The sequence below is a fragment of the Kitasatospora sp. NPDC058243 genome, from assembly GCF_042882025.1.
In the GTDB taxonomy this organism is placed as follows: domain Bacteria; phylum Actinomycetota; class Actinomycetes; order Streptomycetales; family Streptomycetaceae; genus Kitasatospora.
In genome coordinates this window covers 14,081-28,537 of sequence record NZ_JBHVWW010000078.1, presented here as the reverse complement: position 1 = coordinate 28,537, position 14,457 = coordinate 14,081, and the positions used below count along the sequence as shown (strand labels likewise).

The 14,457-nt window shown below is 74.6% G+C and carries 14 protein-coding genes; 6 read left to right on the top strand and 8 right to left on the bottom strand.

What is annotated here, in order from left to right:
* Nucleotides 1-190 precede the first annotated feature (190 nt).
* Complete coding sequence (locus ACFVX9_RS34570; RefSeq protein WP_380484552.1) at nucleotides 191-715, top strand: hypothetical protein; 525 nt, start codon at nucleotides 191-193, stop codon at nucleotides 713-715.
* Nucleotides 716-813: 98 nt separating this feature from the next.
* Here the strand turns inward: ACFVX9_RS34570 and ACFVX9_RS34565 are convergent, their stop codons facing one another.
* Nucleotides 814-2,295, bottom strand: a complete 1,482-nt coding sequence (locus ACFVX9_RS34565; RefSeq protein ID WP_063350171.1) for a hypothetical protein — start codon at nucleotides 2,293-2,295, stop codon at nucleotides 814-816.
* Between the two features lie 473 nt (nucleotides 2,296-2,768).
* On the opposite strand from ACFVX9_RS34565, the gene ACFVX9_RS34560 reads away from it, so the two are divergent.
* Entirely contained in the window at nucleotides 2,769-3,983 is a 1,215-nt protein-coding gene (locus tag ACFVX9_RS34560) for a phosphotransferase (RefSeq protein WP_387985668.1), read from the top strand.
* A gap of 36 nt (nucleotides 3,984-4,019) precedes the next feature.
* On the opposite strand, the gene ACFVX9_RS34555 is transcribed toward ACFVX9_RS34560, so the two are convergent.
* From ACFVX9_RS34555 to ACFVX9_RS34545, 3 genes are all read right to left on the bottom strand, one after another.
* Nucleotides 4,020-5,303, bottom strand: coding sequence for an acyl-CoA dehydrogenase family protein (locus ACFVX9_RS34555; RefSeq protein WP_380378587.1), 1,284 nt, complete (start codon nucleotides 5,301-5,303; stop codon nucleotides 4,020-4,022).
* Between the two features lie 321 nt (nucleotides 5,304-5,624).
* The gene (locus tag ACFVX9_RS34550) at nucleotides 5,625-6,119 is read right to left on the bottom strand and encodes a hypothetical protein (protein ID WP_063350170.1); all 495 of its coding nucleotides are present in this window, start codon (nucleotides 6,117-6,119) and stop codon (nucleotides 5,625-5,627) included.
* A gap of 712 nt (nucleotides 6,120-6,831) precedes the next feature.
* On the bottom strand, nucleotides 6,832-7,044 hold the full coding sequence (locus ACFVX9_RS34545; protein ID WP_208869206.1) for a DUF397 domain-containing protein: 213 nt from the start codon (nucleotides 7,042-7,044) through the stop codon (nucleotides 6,832-6,834).
* A 294-nt stretch (nucleotides 7,045-7,338) separates the two neighbouring features.
* Between ACFVX9_RS34545 and ACFVX9_RS34540 the strand changes: the two genes are divergently transcribed.
* A complete protein-coding gene (locus ACFVX9_RS34540; protein WP_380379295.1) occupies nucleotides 7,339-7,953 on the top strand; it encodes a PTS-dependent dihydroxyacetone kinase phosphotransferase subunit DhaM in 615 nt (204 codons plus the stop codon).
* 119 nt (nucleotides 7,954-8,072) lie between these two features.
* On the opposite strand, the gene ACFVX9_RS34535 is transcribed toward ACFVX9_RS34540, so the two are convergent.
* The 3 genes from ACFVX9_RS34535 to ACFVX9_RS34525 form a co-directional block, all read right to left on the bottom strand.
* Nucleotides 8,073-8,561, bottom strand: coding sequence for an NUDIX domain-containing protein (locus tag ACFVX9_RS34535; RefSeq protein ID WP_387985664.1), 489 nt, complete (start codon nucleotides 8,559-8,561; stop codon nucleotides 8,073-8,075).
* A 73-nt stretch (nucleotides 8,562-8,634) separates the two neighbouring features.
* Nucleotides 8,635-9,144, bottom strand: coding sequence for a sugar transferase (locus ACFVX9_RS34530; RefSeq protein ID WP_063350168.1), 510 nt, complete (start codon nucleotides 9,142-9,144; stop codon nucleotides 8,635-8,637).
* Nucleotides 9,145-9,472: 328 nt separating this feature from the next.
* Nucleotides 9,473-9,745: a hypothetical protein gene (locus ACFVX9_RS34525; protein ID WP_063350167.1), complete on the bottom strand. Its 273-nt coding sequence runs from the start codon at nucleotides 9,743-9,745 to the stop codon at nucleotides 9,473-9,475.
* Between the two features lie 373 nt (nucleotides 9,746-10,118).
* On the opposite strand from ACFVX9_RS34525, the gene ACFVX9_RS34520 reads away from it, so the two are divergent.
* The gene (locus tag ACFVX9_RS34520) at nucleotides 10,119-11,144 is read left to right on the top strand and encodes a polysaccharide deacetylase family protein (RefSeq protein ID WP_244293515.1); all 1,026 of its coding nucleotides are present in this window, start codon (nucleotides 10,119-10,121) and stop codon (nucleotides 11,142-11,144) included.
* A gap of 477 nt (nucleotides 11,145-11,621) precedes the next feature.
* Here the strand turns inward: ACFVX9_RS34520 and ACFVX9_RS34515 are convergent, their stop codons facing one another.
* Entirely contained in the window at nucleotides 11,622-12,407 is a 786-nt protein-coding gene (locus tag ACFVX9_RS34515; protein ID WP_380427349.1) for a glutamate racemase, read from the bottom strand.
* Nucleotides 12,408-12,464: 57 nt separating this feature from the next.
* On the opposite strand from ACFVX9_RS34515, the gene ACFVX9_RS34510 reads away from it, so the two are divergent.
* Together ACFVX9_RS34510 and ACFVX9_RS34505 are read left to right on the top strand one after the other, a co-directional pair.
* Nucleotides 12,465-13,613: a glycosyltransferase gene (locus tag ACFVX9_RS34510; RefSeq protein ID WP_380427347.1), complete on the top strand. Its 1,149-nt coding sequence runs from the start codon at nucleotides 12,465-12,467 to the stop codon at nucleotides 13,611-13,613.
* A gap of 57 nt (nucleotides 13,614-13,670) precedes the next feature.
* Nucleotides 13,671-14,417, top strand: a complete 747-nt coding sequence (locus ACFVX9_RS34505) for an SAM-dependent methyltransferase (RefSeq protein ID WP_387985659.1) — start codon at nucleotides 13,671-13,673, stop codon at nucleotides 14,415-14,417.
* The last annotated feature ends 40 nt before the right edge of the window (nucleotides 14,418-14,457 follow it).

The window sequence follows — 14,457 nt, the reverse complement described above, 5'->3', positions numbered from 1 at the left end:
ACCGAAGGTTACCGCCTCGCGCCACCTTCCGCACACAGGGCGACGAAGGCTGCTGCCACAGTGGCATATGCCAGGGGAATTTTGCCTGCGTTATGTCCAAATCGCCCGCAGGGGCGAGGGCGCTGTGCCACAGTCTTCTCACCACCGACGGCCCGCACGCGGCGGGCCACCCCCGAGCCATGGACCCGCCATGAAGATGCCCATAGGCGCCGCCCGCCCGCCGGACACCGCCACGGTGGACGGCGCCCCGGCGGGCGCGACGGACGACGGCGCGCGCGGCGAACCGAGCGGCGACGCCGACAGCGGAACGGACGGCAGAGTGGACGGCACGGCGCAGGAGCCGTCCAAGAACCCCGACCTCGGCGACGGACCCGACGCCGACGGCGACCACCTCATCGGCTCAGCCGAATGGGACCTCCTCACCGACCGCGTCCACTGGAACGCGGACACCTACCAGCTCCTCGGCTGCGACCCGGGCAACGGCCCGCTCAGCCTGGACCGGCTGCCCGACCGCCTCCCCGAGGCCGACCGGCCCGTGCTGCGCCGGATGATGACCGACGCCCTGATCCACGGCCGTATCTCCGCCGGCACCCTGCGGATCCGCCGCGACGGCGCCCCGCACGCCAGCGTCGAGTGCGCGGGCGAGCCCGTCCTCGGCACGGACGGCACCGTCACCGCCCTGCGCATGCTGCTGCGGCCGGCACCCCCGAACTGACCGGGGCCCGCCGGGGCCTCAGAAGCTCCGGGCCTCAAAAGCTCCGGGCCGCACAACCTCCACGTCTCAGGACCCCCAGGCCTCGGGACCCCCGGGCCTCAGGACCGCTTCGGCCGCTTCTTCGCGTCCGCCGCCCGCAACTCCCGCCCCAGCTCGGCCCGCAGCTCGTCCACCACCGGCAGGCCCCGGTAGCGCGCGGTCAGCCGGTACATCTCACGCAGCCGGTCCCAGGTCCGGTGCGAGGAGTTCTGGCCGATCAGGTTCATCACCATCTTGGCCTGGAACTCCGCCGCGTCCGGCTCTCCGCTCAGCCAGTGCACCGAGGCCAGGGTGATCCGGTCGAACAGCGCCGAGCGCAGCTGCCCGGTGCCCTCCCGCAGGGTGATCACCCGCTCCGCGTGCCGCTGCGCCTGCGCCGCCGCCGAGGGGTCGTGCTCCGCCAGCGTGCGCAGCACCAGCGCCTGCATGCCGCGCAGTTCGGCCTCGTCGAACACCTGCATCCAGGACGGCGGCGGCTCCGGCGCCCCCTCGGCGAACAGGTCCTCGGCCTCGCCGAGCAGCCGCCAGGTGTCCTGGGAGTGCCCGATCGAGGCGTGCGCCCAGGCCTCGACGGTGTTCAGCATCGCGCGCGTTCTCGGCAGCACCCGGCCGCCGGCCGCCTTGGCCGCCGACATCAGGTCGATCGCGTCGTCGGCCCGGCCCAGGTGGACCATCTGCCGCGCGGCCCGGGAGATCGCCTCGCCGGCCCGCGGCCGGTCGCCGGCCTCCTTGGCCGACTCCGCCGCGATCATGAAGTACCGCTGGGCGGTGGGCTCCAGGCCCACGTCGTGCGACATCCAGCCCGCCAGCACCGCCAGGTTGGCCGCGACCAGCCACAGCCGCTGCTCCACCGCCGGGGGGTGCCGGTGCGTCAGCAGGCCTCCCACCTCGTTCAGTTGACCGACCACCGCCTTGCGCTGGAGCCCGCCGCCGCGCGCCGCGTCCCAGGCGCGGAACACCTGGACCGAGCGCTCCAGCGACTCCACCTCGTCGAGCCCGACCGGGCCCGCGTCGTACACGTCCACCGCGGGGCGCGCCCCGCCCTGGGTGATCACCTGGCGCGGCCCGGGGACCGAGGCCGCGTACGCGACCGCGTCCCCCCCGAGCCAGCCCTTCAACGAATCGGCGATGACCGTTCCGGCCGTGAGCGCGGCACCCGCGCCCACCAATCCACGTCGGTTCAGCATGAGGTCCATTCCCGTGAACTCGGTGAGGACCGCGGCCGTTCGATCCGGCGACCATGGCACTGCTGCGGACTGCGCCGCTCCGGACCTGGTGGGCCGGTGTCGTTCCAGACCGAGGTCCTCAGTGGTGACGACACGGCCGAGCCGCTCCGTGAACACGGCCGCCAGCACCCTCGGCACCGGATCCCGGGGGATCTCCCCCTGCTCGATCCAGCGCCGTACCCTCGACGTGTCGGTGGACAGCTGCTGCTGCCCCATCGCGGCACCCCGACGGTTGACCAGCCGCGCGAGCTCGCCCTTCGACCAACCGGTCAGGACGAACAAGTCAGCGAGTCGGGTGTTGGGTTCCCTGCTCAACGAAGCCCCCAGGTTCCTCGGCTGATTCGAGGCTAGAGGCTCCGGCAAGTGCCAGGCGAGCATTCGCCACCGTTCGCCAGGGCCCGCCAGACTACTAAGCCAGTGCGCCGCGGGTGTGTTGTAGGGGTGCGCCACCTCGCCCCCGGGTCGGGCGGCGTCCCACCGGCGTCGGGGCAGTCCCCCGACCGTGGCACGGGACGCTCCCGGTCCTCACCCGAGGGGGTGGCGCGGCCGGGTGGCGCGGGGGCGCCGGGCACGGCCACGGCAGTCCGGCCGACCGTACTCCCCAGGGTGCGGACGGCCGGAGCACCGCCGTCGTCCGGGTCTTCCGACCCCGCGTCCGTGCCCGGCGCCCGCGCACCACCCACCGCACCGAGTCAGGGCCGCCGTCACGCCAGGAAGCACGCGGCACCGGCCCTCCCCGCACCGCGGGGCGCACCTGCCGACGGACAGAAAGGGACCACCCTCACCCCATGTACTCCTCAGCGACGACCCCCTCGCCGACCGCGACCCGCACCGCGCTGCGCCCCCCCACCGCGGCCACCGGGCGCCCCGGGCCGAAGCAGGTGCCCCCGTCGAGCCGCCCGGTGGCCCCGCACGGCACCGACGGCCGGTCCACGGACGCCCGGGTCCCGTCCGGCCGTACGGCGCTGGGGCTCCGCGGCCCCGAAGCGGCCCCGCCCGTCGGCGGCCGGCTCCCGCTCGCCCGCCAGGCCGACGGCCGGGTGCTGCGCCCGCCGCACCGGCCCGGCCAGGTCGGCGGCCCCGAGCGGATCGACCCGTCGGCGCTGCAGACCCCGGCGGTGCGGGCCGCGCTGGCGAGCGTCGCGCGGATATGTCCCGCGTTCACCCCGCGCCAGGTGCTGCGCGAGGGCAGCCGCCACATCCTGGTGGCGGGCACCATCGGGCGGGCCCCGGTGGTCGCCAAGTGCCTGGCGCCGCAGGCGGTGCGGAGTGGCTACTTCGAGCAGTTGGTGGCCGACTTCCACCACGAGGTGGCGGTCTACCGGGCGTTCGTCCGGCACCGCCCGCCGGTGCGGCTGCCCCGGCTGGTCGCCGCCGACCACGACCGTTGCGTGCTCGTCATGGAGCGCGTTCCCGGGCGCCCGGCCGCGCGGGAGCGCCACCCGGTCAACGCGCCTACCCCGGGCGAGGTGCGGGCGCTGCTGACCGCCGTCCGGACGCTCAACCTGTGGCGGCCGCCGACCGACGTGTTCCAGCCACGCATGGACTACCCGATGGAGATCGCCCGTTACCACTCGGTGGGCCAGCTCACCGACCGGGACGCCGGCGACCTGCGCGGCCTGCTGCACGGCCTCGGCCACACCCCGCTCCAGCTCTGCCACGGCGACGCCCTGCTCAGCAACATGCTGCTGGCGCCGTCCGGCCCGGTGCTGGTGGACTGGGAGCAGGCCGGCTGGTACCTGCCCGGCTACGACCTGGCGGTGCTGTGGAGCGTGCTGTCCGGCGACACCGCGGCGCGCCGCCAGATCAGCCAACTCGCCCAGAGCGGCGGCACGCTGGCCCGGGACGCGTTCCTGGTCAACCTGGTGCTGGTGCTGATGCGGGAGATCCGGCTGTACGACGTGCCGGGCGCCGGCGAGGAGCAGCGGATCATGATCCGCCGGCTCTACGACGACGCCGCGCTCGCCCGCCGGGCCGTCCGGGCCGCGGTCGGAACCCGCTGAGGCTCCGGGCCCCGAGCCCCCGGGGCCCGGAATCCGCTACGGCCGGCCGCCGCGCTCCAGGGCGGCCCGGCCGGCGGCCTCCAGGACGGCCTCGTCCGGGGCGAGGTGCACCCGGCTGCTCAGCACGTCCCGCAGGTAGCGCTCCAGCGGGTGACGCCGGCTCAGGCCGGGGTTGCCGGTGAGCGAGACCGCCTGCTGGACCGCCGCCGTCGCGGCCCGGGTGGCCAGCAGGTGGGCCGGGCCGGTCCGGGCGACCGCGTCCGGCTCGCCCCGGTCCACCCGGGGGGCCAGCCCCTCGACCAGTTCCTCGGCGCCGATCAGCTGGGCCTCGATCTCGCCGAGGGCGCAGCGGTAGCGGGGCAGGGTGCCGAGCGGCTCGGTCAGATTGGCCGGAGTGCGCTGGTTGAGGAAGCGGATCAGCCAGGACTGGGCGGCGCGAGCCACCCCGATCGCCACCGCGGAGAGCGCCAGATCGTGCCAGGCGAGGGAGAGTTCGGCGGCCCCGGCCGCGTCCGCCGCGCCGCCCTTGGGAGCGGTGAGGCCGAGCGCGAGCTCGGTCGGCACCCGGACCTGCTCCAGCACCACGTCGTGGCTGGCGCTGGCCCGCAGGCCGACCTGGTCCCAGGTCGGGTCGATCTCCAGGCCCTCGCTCTCGCCGCGGACCAGGAACGTCCCCAGCCTCGGCTCCGGCTCGTCGGTCCGCGCCGTCACCGCCATCCAGGCCAGCGCCTCGGCGCCGGTGCAGTACGTCTTCCGGCCCGTCAACAGCCAGCCCTCGCCGTCCCGCCGGGCCACCGTGTCCGGCAGCGCTCCGGGCCGGCCGCCGGGCTCCGCGCGCAGCGTGTTGACCAGGGCGGGCCCGCGCCGGGACTCGGTGAGCAGCCGCCGGTAGCCCGCCGTCGGCCAGGAGGCACGGCGGGCCTGCTCGGCGTGCTGGAGCAGCGTGAAGGCGGTGACCACGGCCACCGAGGCGTCCCCGCGCCCGAGTTGGGCCAGTACCCGGACGGTGTCGGCGAGCGTGCCGCCCGGTCCGCCGTACCGCTGGGAGACGGTCAGGGTGAGCAGTCCGGCCTCGTGCACCGCCTCGATGCCCTGGTACGGGAAGGTGGCGTCGCGGTCGTGCTCCTCGGCGCGGGCGGAGAGCAGGTCGACCACCCGGGGCAGTCCGGCGAGGGCCGCGACGACGGCCGAGCGGTCGGGCGCGGGATCGGGCGCGGGGTGGCCGGAATCCGACGCTCCCGAGGCGGTGCCGGGCACGGCGGCGGTCGCGGTGTCGGACGGGCGGTCCGCGGGCGAACGGTCAGCGGCGGTGGTCGTCATGGTGCTGGGGCCTCCGGGCGGCAGCGTGGGCGCGGCAGATGCGGGCGGCACGCCGGACGGGCGCGCGGTACCGGACGGGCGGCCTCGGAGGTCAGTTCACGACCCGCCCCCGGATTCGGCGCCGGCCACGAACGGCCGGCCGGCCGCCCGCCGCCTCGGGGACGAATCCCCCTCAGCGGCCCGGACACACCGCGCTGGCGGTGCGCCGCAGGTCCAGATAGCTGCGACGGGTCAGCAGCGGGAGACGGCACGACATGTTCGCGACTGTACGAACCTGTGATCGAAACCGTCAAGCGGCGTCCGAGCCCCGGTCGAGGCCGGTCAGCCCTGCTGGAACATGTCGGCCGGGAGCGGCTTCAACAGCTGATACAGGTCGTCCGAAATCGGTCGGTCCCAGGACGCGATGGTGACCTGGACGCCGTCGCTGCGCCCGAACTGGGCGCAGAACACCCGCTCCTCGCTGACCTTGACCTTCTTCACGATCAGCAGGTCGTCCCCGAGCATCACCGGGAAGTCCTCGGCCGAGACGAAGTCGACCGGCTCGTCGTTCTCCAGCGCCGCGAGCAGCTGCCGCACCTCGAAGGGCACGCTGTCGCCGGTCTCCCGGGCGGGCGAGCCCTCGGGGAGGTTGCCGATGAACATCGCCGGGCCTCTGCCGCCGAACAGGTCGTAGCGCAGGAAAATCCCCTGGCAGGAGCCGTCCGGGCCGGTCATCATGGCCGCACCGAAGTCGCCGGGCCAGTCACCCGGGTCCATCGCGAGCACGTCGAAGTCCGGGCCGGCGGGCTGTCCGGAGCGACGGCGGAGAAAAGACATGGGAACATCGTACGTGCCCGGCACACCACGCTCGCGAGGTGGGTGGGGCACCGTCGGGAGATCGACGCTCAGAGACCAATGTTGACTCTGAGCAACCGTCCGGGCTACGTTCGGTTCAGCACGACAGCCGTTCTGGGTTTCACCCTCCGGGGGGACGGCATGTCGCAACGCGGCCCTACACGCGTTTCCCTCACTGTGCACATCGTCGTGCCGAACTGCCGAGCACCCAGCTTCGTCGTCGCACACAGCACAGCAGACAAGCCAACAGTTCCATCACCACAAGCCAGATCCGCGGGGCCCCGGCCCGTCGCTCCCGCGGATCTTGCTCGGGACGCCGCCGCGTGGGGGCGTGCGGGTCCCGAGCAAACGGTGTCGCCGCCGAGTCGCTCTCGGCGTCGACGCCAGCCTCCCGGCGACTGCCGGCCCCTCGTGGGCCGGGACCGGCCGACGCACCCCGGTGCGCAGGGGATGACTGGGAGGATGGCCTGGCAACGCTGCCGGGTCGCACAGCAGGCGCCGTGTCTGGCCGCGTGGGGGCGGTGGGCACGGCGTCTGCCTGTGCTCATACTCTGAGCTGCGTTTGTCTAACAGTCAACAGAAATTCTGACGGGGCACGTTCAATAGATCATCAGTTGTGATGTTCGGGGCCGAAATCGACCGCGGAGCGGGCCCCGTTCCGACGGGACCCGCTCCGCGGTCGTGCGACGGTGGCTCAGGTGAGGTCGAACTCGCCGTCCCGGGCACCGAGCACGAAGGCCCGCCACTCCCCCGGCGTGAACACCAAGACCGGACCGTCCTCCTGGCGGCCGTCCCGCATCCCGATGTACCCGTCCACGAACGCGATCTGGACATCCCCGACGCCCTGGCTGCTGCACAGCCACTTCGCCCCGCTGAAGTCCACCTTCGGCTTCCCGCTCGGCGCCAGCTGCGGCTCCGCGCCGCCCGCCTCCACGTCGATCCCACTGTTGACTGCCACTACCCGGTCTCCTCCCGACGGCTTTCCCGGCCAGCCTAACCACACCCGCCCGCCCCGGTCAGCGGGTTGACGAGGACTCCACCAGCCGGGCCCGGACGCCGCAGGAGGCCCGCTCAACGCGTGTCCCGCCCGACGGGGGCCACCGGAGCTGCCAGAGTGCTTGGCAGCGCGGGGGACCACCCCCGCCGGCCGTACACGGGCCCTCGACGGCCCTCGACGGCCCGCCCCGGCCCCGCGAACCCGATGCGCACCGGACGCGGCCCGCACCACCTCGCCCAGCACCGCCCACCACCACCCGCCACCGCCCAGAGGGAGCAGCCGATGAGCCGCCGGGACGGCACCCGCGCCGATGTCATCCCCATCTCCGACGCCCCCTCGGCCCACCCCCCGGCGCCCCGCACGCCACCCGCGCCCGCCACGTTGCCCCGGCCCGCCTCCGGCCGGCCCCCCACGCACGGCCGGGTCGGGATCGTCCTGGTGTCGCACAGCCAGGAACTGGCCATCGCGGTGCGCGCCCTCGCGCTCGCACTGACCGGATCCGACTCCCCCGCCCCGATCGCCGCGACCGGCGGGGACCAGGACGGTCCCGGCATCAGCGCGGTCCTGGTGGCCGCCGCCACCCGCCGGGTCGACCAGGGCCACGGGGTCGTGGTGCTCGCCGACCTGGGCAGCGCCGTCACCACCGTGCGCGCCCTGCTGTCCGACGCCGACGAGCACGGCCTCCCGTTCCCGGTCCGCTTCGCGAACGCGCCGTTCGTCGAGGGCGCGGTGGCGGCCACCGCCACCGCCACCGCGGGCGGCGACCTCGCCGCCGTCCTGGACGCCGCGGAGGAGGCCTACCGGCAGCGCAAGGGCTGAGCGGCCTCGCGAATTCCCCCCACCCGGGGTGACCGGACGGCTACCATCGGCGAAGGGCCCGGGCTCCCGGCCCGCCCGGGGAGGGGAGGCGAGGATGCGGACCGTCCGCCGTGCGCCGGTCAGGGGCGCTCCTTGCCCTCCCACACGAAGACCGCCGGCCCCTCGCACTCCAGCGCGTGGCGCAGCCGCTCGTGCTCGACCTCGATCATCGGCGGCAGCCCGTCCAGCGGGTACCAGCCGACCTCCAGCGACTCGTCGTCGTTCACCCTCGCCTCGCCGCCGACCGCCCGGCACCGGAAGGTCAGCACCAGGTACTGCGTCACGTCGCCGTTCGGGTAGGTGACCTGCGGCGAGACGGTGACCGAGGCGAGCAGCTCGGGCACGGCCACCACCCCGGTCTCCTCCAGGCACTCGCGCACCACGCCGTCGGCGGGCTGCTCGCCGGGGTCGAGGATGCCGCCGACCGGCGCCCACCTCCCGTCGTCGGCCCGTCGGCCCAGCAGCACCCGGCCGTGGTCGTCCAGGACGACGGCGACGACGGCGGTCAGCCAGAGCGGGCGGGTGCCCACCAGGGCGCGGAGATCGGCGAGGAACGGGGGAATGGCCATACGCCGCAGCCTAGGCCCTGTCCGGCAGGCTCCCGGGCCGCCGCCACCGACGTGCGACCCGCGACGCGCGGGCTCATCGTGCGAGGCCGCCCTCCGGGCGCAGCAGGGCCAGCACGGTCAGCCCGAGGATCCGCAGGTCGAGCCGGAGCGAGCGGTGCTCCACGTACCAGAGGTCGAGTTCGGCCCAGTCCGGCCGGGCGAGCGGGCGGCGGGCCTGGAGCTGGGCCCAGCCGGTCAGCCCGGGCCGGACGGCGAGCCGACCGCGCTCGCGGCGGGAGTAGCGGACCACCTGGTCGGGGCGGACGGGCCGGGGGCCGATCACCCCCATCTCGCCGCGGGCGACGTTCCACAGCCGGGGCAGCTCGTCCAGGCCGGTCCGGCGGAGCAGCACGCCGAGCCGTCCTCCCCGGCTGGTCCGGAAGCGGAGGACCTGGAACTCCCGGCCGTGCCGTCCGGCCCGGGTCAGCCGCAGGAGCACCGGGCCGCGCGCCGTGCAGCGGAGCAGGGCGGCGATCACCAGGGCCAACGGGAGCGCGACGATCCCGGCCAGGGCGGCGAGGGCGAGGTCCCCGCCGCGCTTCATCCGGCGGACACGGTGGTGCGCGGTGCGCCGTCCGGCTTCCTGCCGGGTTCTCCGCCCGGACCGGACGTGGCGCTGCCGCCCATCTCTTCCCCTCCACGGCACCGTCGAGTCCACGGCACCGTCGAGCCGCAAGAACGCATTCACAGTAAAGGCGCCTTGGAGCCGTCGCCCGGGAATGGTGAAAGAAGTGGGCAGAGGATTGTCCGACAGGCCGAAATTCGGTCGATCTGACCAATATTGCTCGATCTGCTGCTCGATCTGCCGCTCGGAATGCCGAGGGCAATCGAAGTACAGCCGTCCACCGAAGGCCGGCCGGTCGCTGAGGAGGTTAGAGCGCGGCGCCCCGGCGGTAACGCAACAGCCCGAACGCGATCCGGCCGAGCAGCAGCACTCCCGCGGCCAGACAGCCCGCCACCGCCATCGCCCAGGCCGGACCGTCACTGTCCGGAACGATCACCGCCACCACAATGCCCAGCGCGAGACAGGCCAAACCCACCACCGCCAGCAGAAGCTGGTGGGTGACCAGGGCGCCGCCACTCCACGCACGGGCCATCCTGGTCGCGCCGTGCAGGTGGAAGGGATCACGGTCCGCATCTGCCATGAGCCCAAGGTACCCCCGGCGAACGCCGGAGGCAGCCCGCAGGGAGTGAACGTTCGACCACCCGGTGCGACCGGCCCGCCGACCTCGCCCGAGCAGGTCGCGGACCGGCCCCGGTCGTGCATTCCGGCTCCACATTCAGTTCACATCAGTTCACATCAGTCCACGAAAAATCCTCGTCCCCCCGGTACAACCATCCGCTCGGTGCAGCGGTCTCAATGGCATTGAGCGATCCAGGAGCCGTTCGCGGGAAGGGTGCGAGCCCCCCACCGCGGACCGGAATACCCAGGAGGCGGAGCCGCCGCCGCCTGGAGTCGGAGGCCGGGCTCCGTCCTCCGGCGGTACCGCCACGCCGCTCGGCGACCGAGGGGGAACCGTGCCGCAGTCCCAGTCCACCACGTCGATCTCCATGGCCCCCACCAGGCCCGTCCCGTTCGTGCGCCCGCTGCCGACGGCCACCCGCCGCCACCCGACCGCCGACCGGGGCAGGCCGGACGCGCGGGGCGAATGGCTGCGGTTCGCCCCCGTCCAACCCCTGTTCCGCGCCCGCGCCGCACAACGCCTCGCCGTCCTCGCCTACCACGGCGTCACCGACCACCGGTCCTTCGGCGCCCAGCTCGACCGGCTCCGAAGACTCGCCACCCCGGTCTCGCTCACCGCCGTCCTCCAAGCCGTCACCGAACAGCGGCCGCTGCCGCCCCGCAGCGTCCTGGTCACCTTCGACGACGCCGACCGCAGCGTCCTCACCCACGCCCTGCCCGCCCTCGACGCCCGCGGCATCCCCGCCACCGCCTTCGTCATCTCCGAACTCATCGGTACCGAACGCCCCTTCTGGTGGCACGAGGCCGACTTCCTCGCCCGGCACGGCGGCCGTGCCCGCTCGCTCGACTGCGGGCACCCCTCCCAGCTGCTCCCCCGGCTCAAGGCCATGCCCGACCCCGACCGGCGGCGCAGCCTGCACGAGCTACGGGTCAGCGCCGACCGCCGCCCGCCTCGCCAGGAGCAGCTCACCCCCGCCGACCTGCTCGCCCTGCGCGACGGCGGCGTCGCCATCGGCAACCACACCCAGGGGCACCCCTGCCTCGGCCGCTGCGACGACGCCACCGTCCGCGCCGAGATCACCGGCGCCCACGAAGCCCTCACCCGCTGGCTCGGCGAACCCCCGATCGCCTTCGCCTACCCGGACGGCGGGCACGACCCGCGTGCCGAAACCGTCCTCCAGGAGCTCGGCTACCGCCTCGGCTTCCTCTCCGACCACCGGCTCGGCCCCCGCATCCCCTCCCACCCGCTCCAGATCAGCCGCCTCCAGGTCGACTCCACCACCAGCACCCGCCGCTTCGACACCATCCTCTCCGGCCTCGAACCCGCCTACCGCCGCTGGCGCCGCCAAGCCGTCGCCTGACCGGCCGTGGGCGCGCGAGGGGACGCAGAGGGACTCAGGAGCGCTCAGGAGCGCTCAGGGGCAAAAATGAGCCCTGTCGGGGAGAGGTACCGGACCTCTGGGGGGCGAAATTTGGCCCCGCCTCAGCGGCAAACCACCCGCCCGTGGGGCAAGGCCTTGCCCTACGGGCACAGACCGTCGGGCAGGCCGAATTCCTGCATCAGCCGCCCCGGACAGGCAGCCTCCGCGGAAGACCGGGACGGCCGGCCACCACGGGACTCCTCGACCGACCCCCGGAGGTTGGAGGGCAAAGATTTACCCCTCAACTCATGACAGAGAGCCTGCTCTCGGCTGCCCCGGATGGGGATCAGCTGCGGTGGCCTTCCGCGCGGGCTGAAGGGTGGACCGCCGGCGGGCGAAAATTGGCCCGGCGGCGGCTCGGCGGGGGCCCGTCAGCGGCTCGCCGGGGGGCGAAGTGCTCCGCGAGGGCGGTGGGTGTCACGCCGGCAGCGTGCTGCGCATCAGGGCGGCGAGGGTGCGCCCCTGGGGATAGAGGAGTGCGGCCGGGGGGAGGGCGGCAGGGGCGCCGGCGTGGAGCACGGTGATGGTGCCGGCGCCGGTGCGCGTGGGGTCGGTGACCCGGCGCAGGGCCTGGGCGGCGACGGCGTCGGCGGAGCCGTGCAGGGTGAGCGCCGGGGAGGCGGTGGGGGCGACGGCGGCGCGGATGCGGTCGTCGACCAGTTCGTAGTGCGTGCAACCGAGGACGATCGCGGCGGTGCCGGCGGGGGTGCGGGCGGCGGCGTCGGCGATGGCGGCGGTGATGGCGGCGTCGTCGCCGTGTTCGATGGCGTCGGCGAGGCCGGGGCAGGCCACCTCGGTCACGTCCGCGGTGCCGCCGAAGTCGCGGATCAGGCCGCGCTGGTAGGCGCTGCCGGTGGTGGCCGGGGTGGCCCAGATGGCCACGGAGCCGCCGAGGGCGGCGGCGGGCTTGATCGCCGGGACGGTGCCGACGACGGGCAGTCCGGGTTCGAGTTCGGCCCGGAGGGTGGCGAGCGCGTGCACGGAGGCGGTGTTGCAGGCGATGACCAGCGCGTCCGGTTCGAGCGCCGCGGCGGCGAGCGAGCAGCCGCGGGCGAGGTCGGTGACCTCTTCGGAGGTGCGCGGCCCCCAGGGCATCGAAGCCGGGTCGGAGGAGAGCACCAGATCGACGTCCGGGCGCAGCTTCCGAAGGGCGGCGGCGGCGGCCAGCAGGCCGATTCCGGAGTCCATCAGTGCGATCTTCACGGGGCAAGACTTTAGTCGATCCGCCCGATCCGGCCGGTTCTGCGGCAAACTGCGGGAGTGACCGTCCTGTTGTGGATCGCCGCGTTCTCCCTGCTGGTCTGGCTCTGGTTGGCGTGCTGCCACGGGCTGTTCTGGCGCACCGACGTGCGGTTGCCGCCGCGCCGTCCGCCGGTGCGCTGGCCGCAGGCGGCGGTGGTGGTGCCGGCCCGGGACGAGGCGCAGGTGCTGCCGGTGAGCCTGCCGACGCTGCTGGCGCAGAAGTACCCGGGGCGGGCGCGGGTGATCCTGGTGGACGACCACAGTTCGGACGGCACGGGCGCGGTGGCGGCGGAGCTGCGGACGATGGACGGGCTGGAGCTGACCGTCACGACTCCTCCCCCGCTGCCCCCGGGGTGGACGGGCAAGTTGTGGGCGCTGCGGCACGGGGTGGAGCTGGCCGGTCCGGACGTCGAGTACCTGCTGCTGACGGACGCGGACATCGCGCACGGGCCGGACTCGCTGGCGGAGCTGGTGGCCGCAGCGGAGAGCAACGGACTGGACCTGGTGTCGCAGATGGCCCGGCTGCGGGTGGAGACCGGCTGGGAGCGGCTGATCGTGCCGGCCTTCGTCTACTTCTTCGCGCAGCTGTACCCGTTCCGCTGGAGCAACCGGCCCGGTGGGCGGACGGCGGCCGCGGCGGGCGGCTGTTCGCTGGTGCGGCGGGAGGCGCTGGAGCGGGCCGGCGGGGTGGCCGCGATCCGGGGTGCGGTGATCGACGACGTGTCGCTGGCGCGGGCGGTGAAGTCCTCGGGCGGGCGGACCTGGCTGGGGCTGGCCGGGGCGGTGGACAGCGTCCGACCGTACCCCCGGCTGGAGCAGTTGTGGCGGATGGTGTCGCGCAGCGCGTACGCCCAGTTGCGGCATTCGCCGCTGCTGCTGCTCGGGACGGTGCTGGGGCTGGGGCTGGTGTACCTGGTGCCGCCGGTGGCGGCGGCGGCCGGGCTGGTCGCGGGGGCGCCGGCGGTGGCGGTGGCGGGCGGGGCGGCCTGGGCGCTGATGGCGGGCACCTACCTGCCGATGGTGCGGTACTACCGGCAGCCGGCGCCGGCCGTGCTGCTGCTGCCCTTCACGGCGGGCCTGTACCTGCTGATGACGGTGGACTCGGCGGTGCAGCACTGGCGGGGCCGGGGCGCGGCGTGGAAGGGCCGGACGTACTCGCGGGCCTGAGCGTTCCGGGCCCCGAATTCGCGGGCACGGCAGGCCGGTTGGCTCCATACTGCTCGAATGGACCGCCAGAGGATCTCCCGTCTCGCCCATGCCCACCACCCGATCGCGGCGCCGCTGACGGACGAGTCGGTGGCCCTGCTGCTGGAACGCGCGACCGCCGGGACGGCGGACGGCCGCGCGCTGGACCTCGGCTGCGGCGAGGGGGCGTGGCTGGTCCGGGCGCTGGCGGCGCGTCCGCGCTGGCGGGCGGTGGGGGTGGATCTGGACGCGGCGGCGCTGACCCGGGCCAAGGAGGCGGCGACCGTGCTCGGCGTGGCGCGCCGGATCGGCCTGCACCACGTGGACGCGCGGGAGTTCGACTCGGTCGAGCCCTTCGACCTGGTGCTGTGCGTGGGCGCCACCCACGCCTTCGGCGGGCTGCTGCCGACGCTGGCGGCGGCCCGCGAGCACCTGGCCCCGGGCGGGCGGGTGCTGGTCGGCGAGGGCTTCTGGGAGCGCGAGCCGTCCCGGGCGGCCCTGGACGGGCTGGGCGCGGCCCGGGACGACTACGCGGACCTGGCGACCACCACGGACCGGGTGCTGGCGGACGGCTGGACACCGGTGTCCGGGTACGTGAGCAGCCCGCAGGAGTGGGACGACTACGAGTTCGCGTGGACGGGTGCGCTGGCCGAGTGGGCGCTGGAGCACCCGGACGACCCCGACGCGGCGGCCGCCCGGGAGGCCGCGGACCGGCACCGGCGGGAGTGGCTGCACGGCTACCGGGGGACGTTCGGCTTCGTGACGTACCTGCTGCGCCGGGACTGAACCGCCGGGCGGGGCGGGCCGCCGGAGGGCTGTCCGACCC

What these genes read in the sequence shown, in the direction of transcription:
- ACFVX9_RS34570 (WP_380484552.1), top strand. Translation starts at nt 191, where the DNA reads ATGAAGATGCCCATAGGCGCCGCCCGCCCGCCGGACACCGCCACGGTG.
- ACFVX9_RS34560 (WP_387985668.1), top strand. Translation starts at nt 2,769, where the DNA reads ATGTACTCCTCAGCGACGACCCCCTCGCCGACCGCGACCCGCACCGCG.
- ACFVX9_RS34555 (WP_380378587.1), bottom strand. Translation starts at nt 5,303, where the DNA reads ATGACGACCACCGCCGCTGACCGTTCGCCCGCGGACCGCCCGTCCGAC.
- ACFVX9_RS34550 (WP_063350170.1), bottom strand. Translation starts at nt 6,119, where the DNA reads ATGTCTTTTCTCCGCCGTCGCTCCGGACAGCCCGCCGGCCCGGACTTC.
- ACFVX9_RS34540 (WP_380379295.1), top strand. Translation starts at nt 7,339, where the DNA reads ATGCGCACCGGACGCGGCCCGCACCACCTCGCCCAGCACCGCCCACCA.
- ACFVX9_RS34535 (WP_387985664.1), bottom strand. Translation starts at nt 8,561, where the DNA reads ATGGCCATTCCCCCGTTCCTCGCCGATCTCCGCGCCCTGGTGGGCACC.
- ACFVX9_RS34530 (WP_063350168.1), bottom strand. Translation starts at nt 9,144, where the DNA reads ATGAAGCGCGGCGGGGACCTCGCCCTCGCCGCCCTGGCCGGGATCGTC.
- ACFVX9_RS34525 (WP_063350167.1), bottom strand. Translation starts at nt 9,745, where the DNA reads ATGGCAGATGCGGACCGTGATCCCTTCCACCTGCACGGCGCGACCAGG.
- ACFVX9_RS34505 (WP_387985659.1), top strand. Translation starts at nt 13,671, where the DNA reads ATGGACCGCCAGAGGATCTCCCGTCTCGCCCATGCCCACCACCCGATC.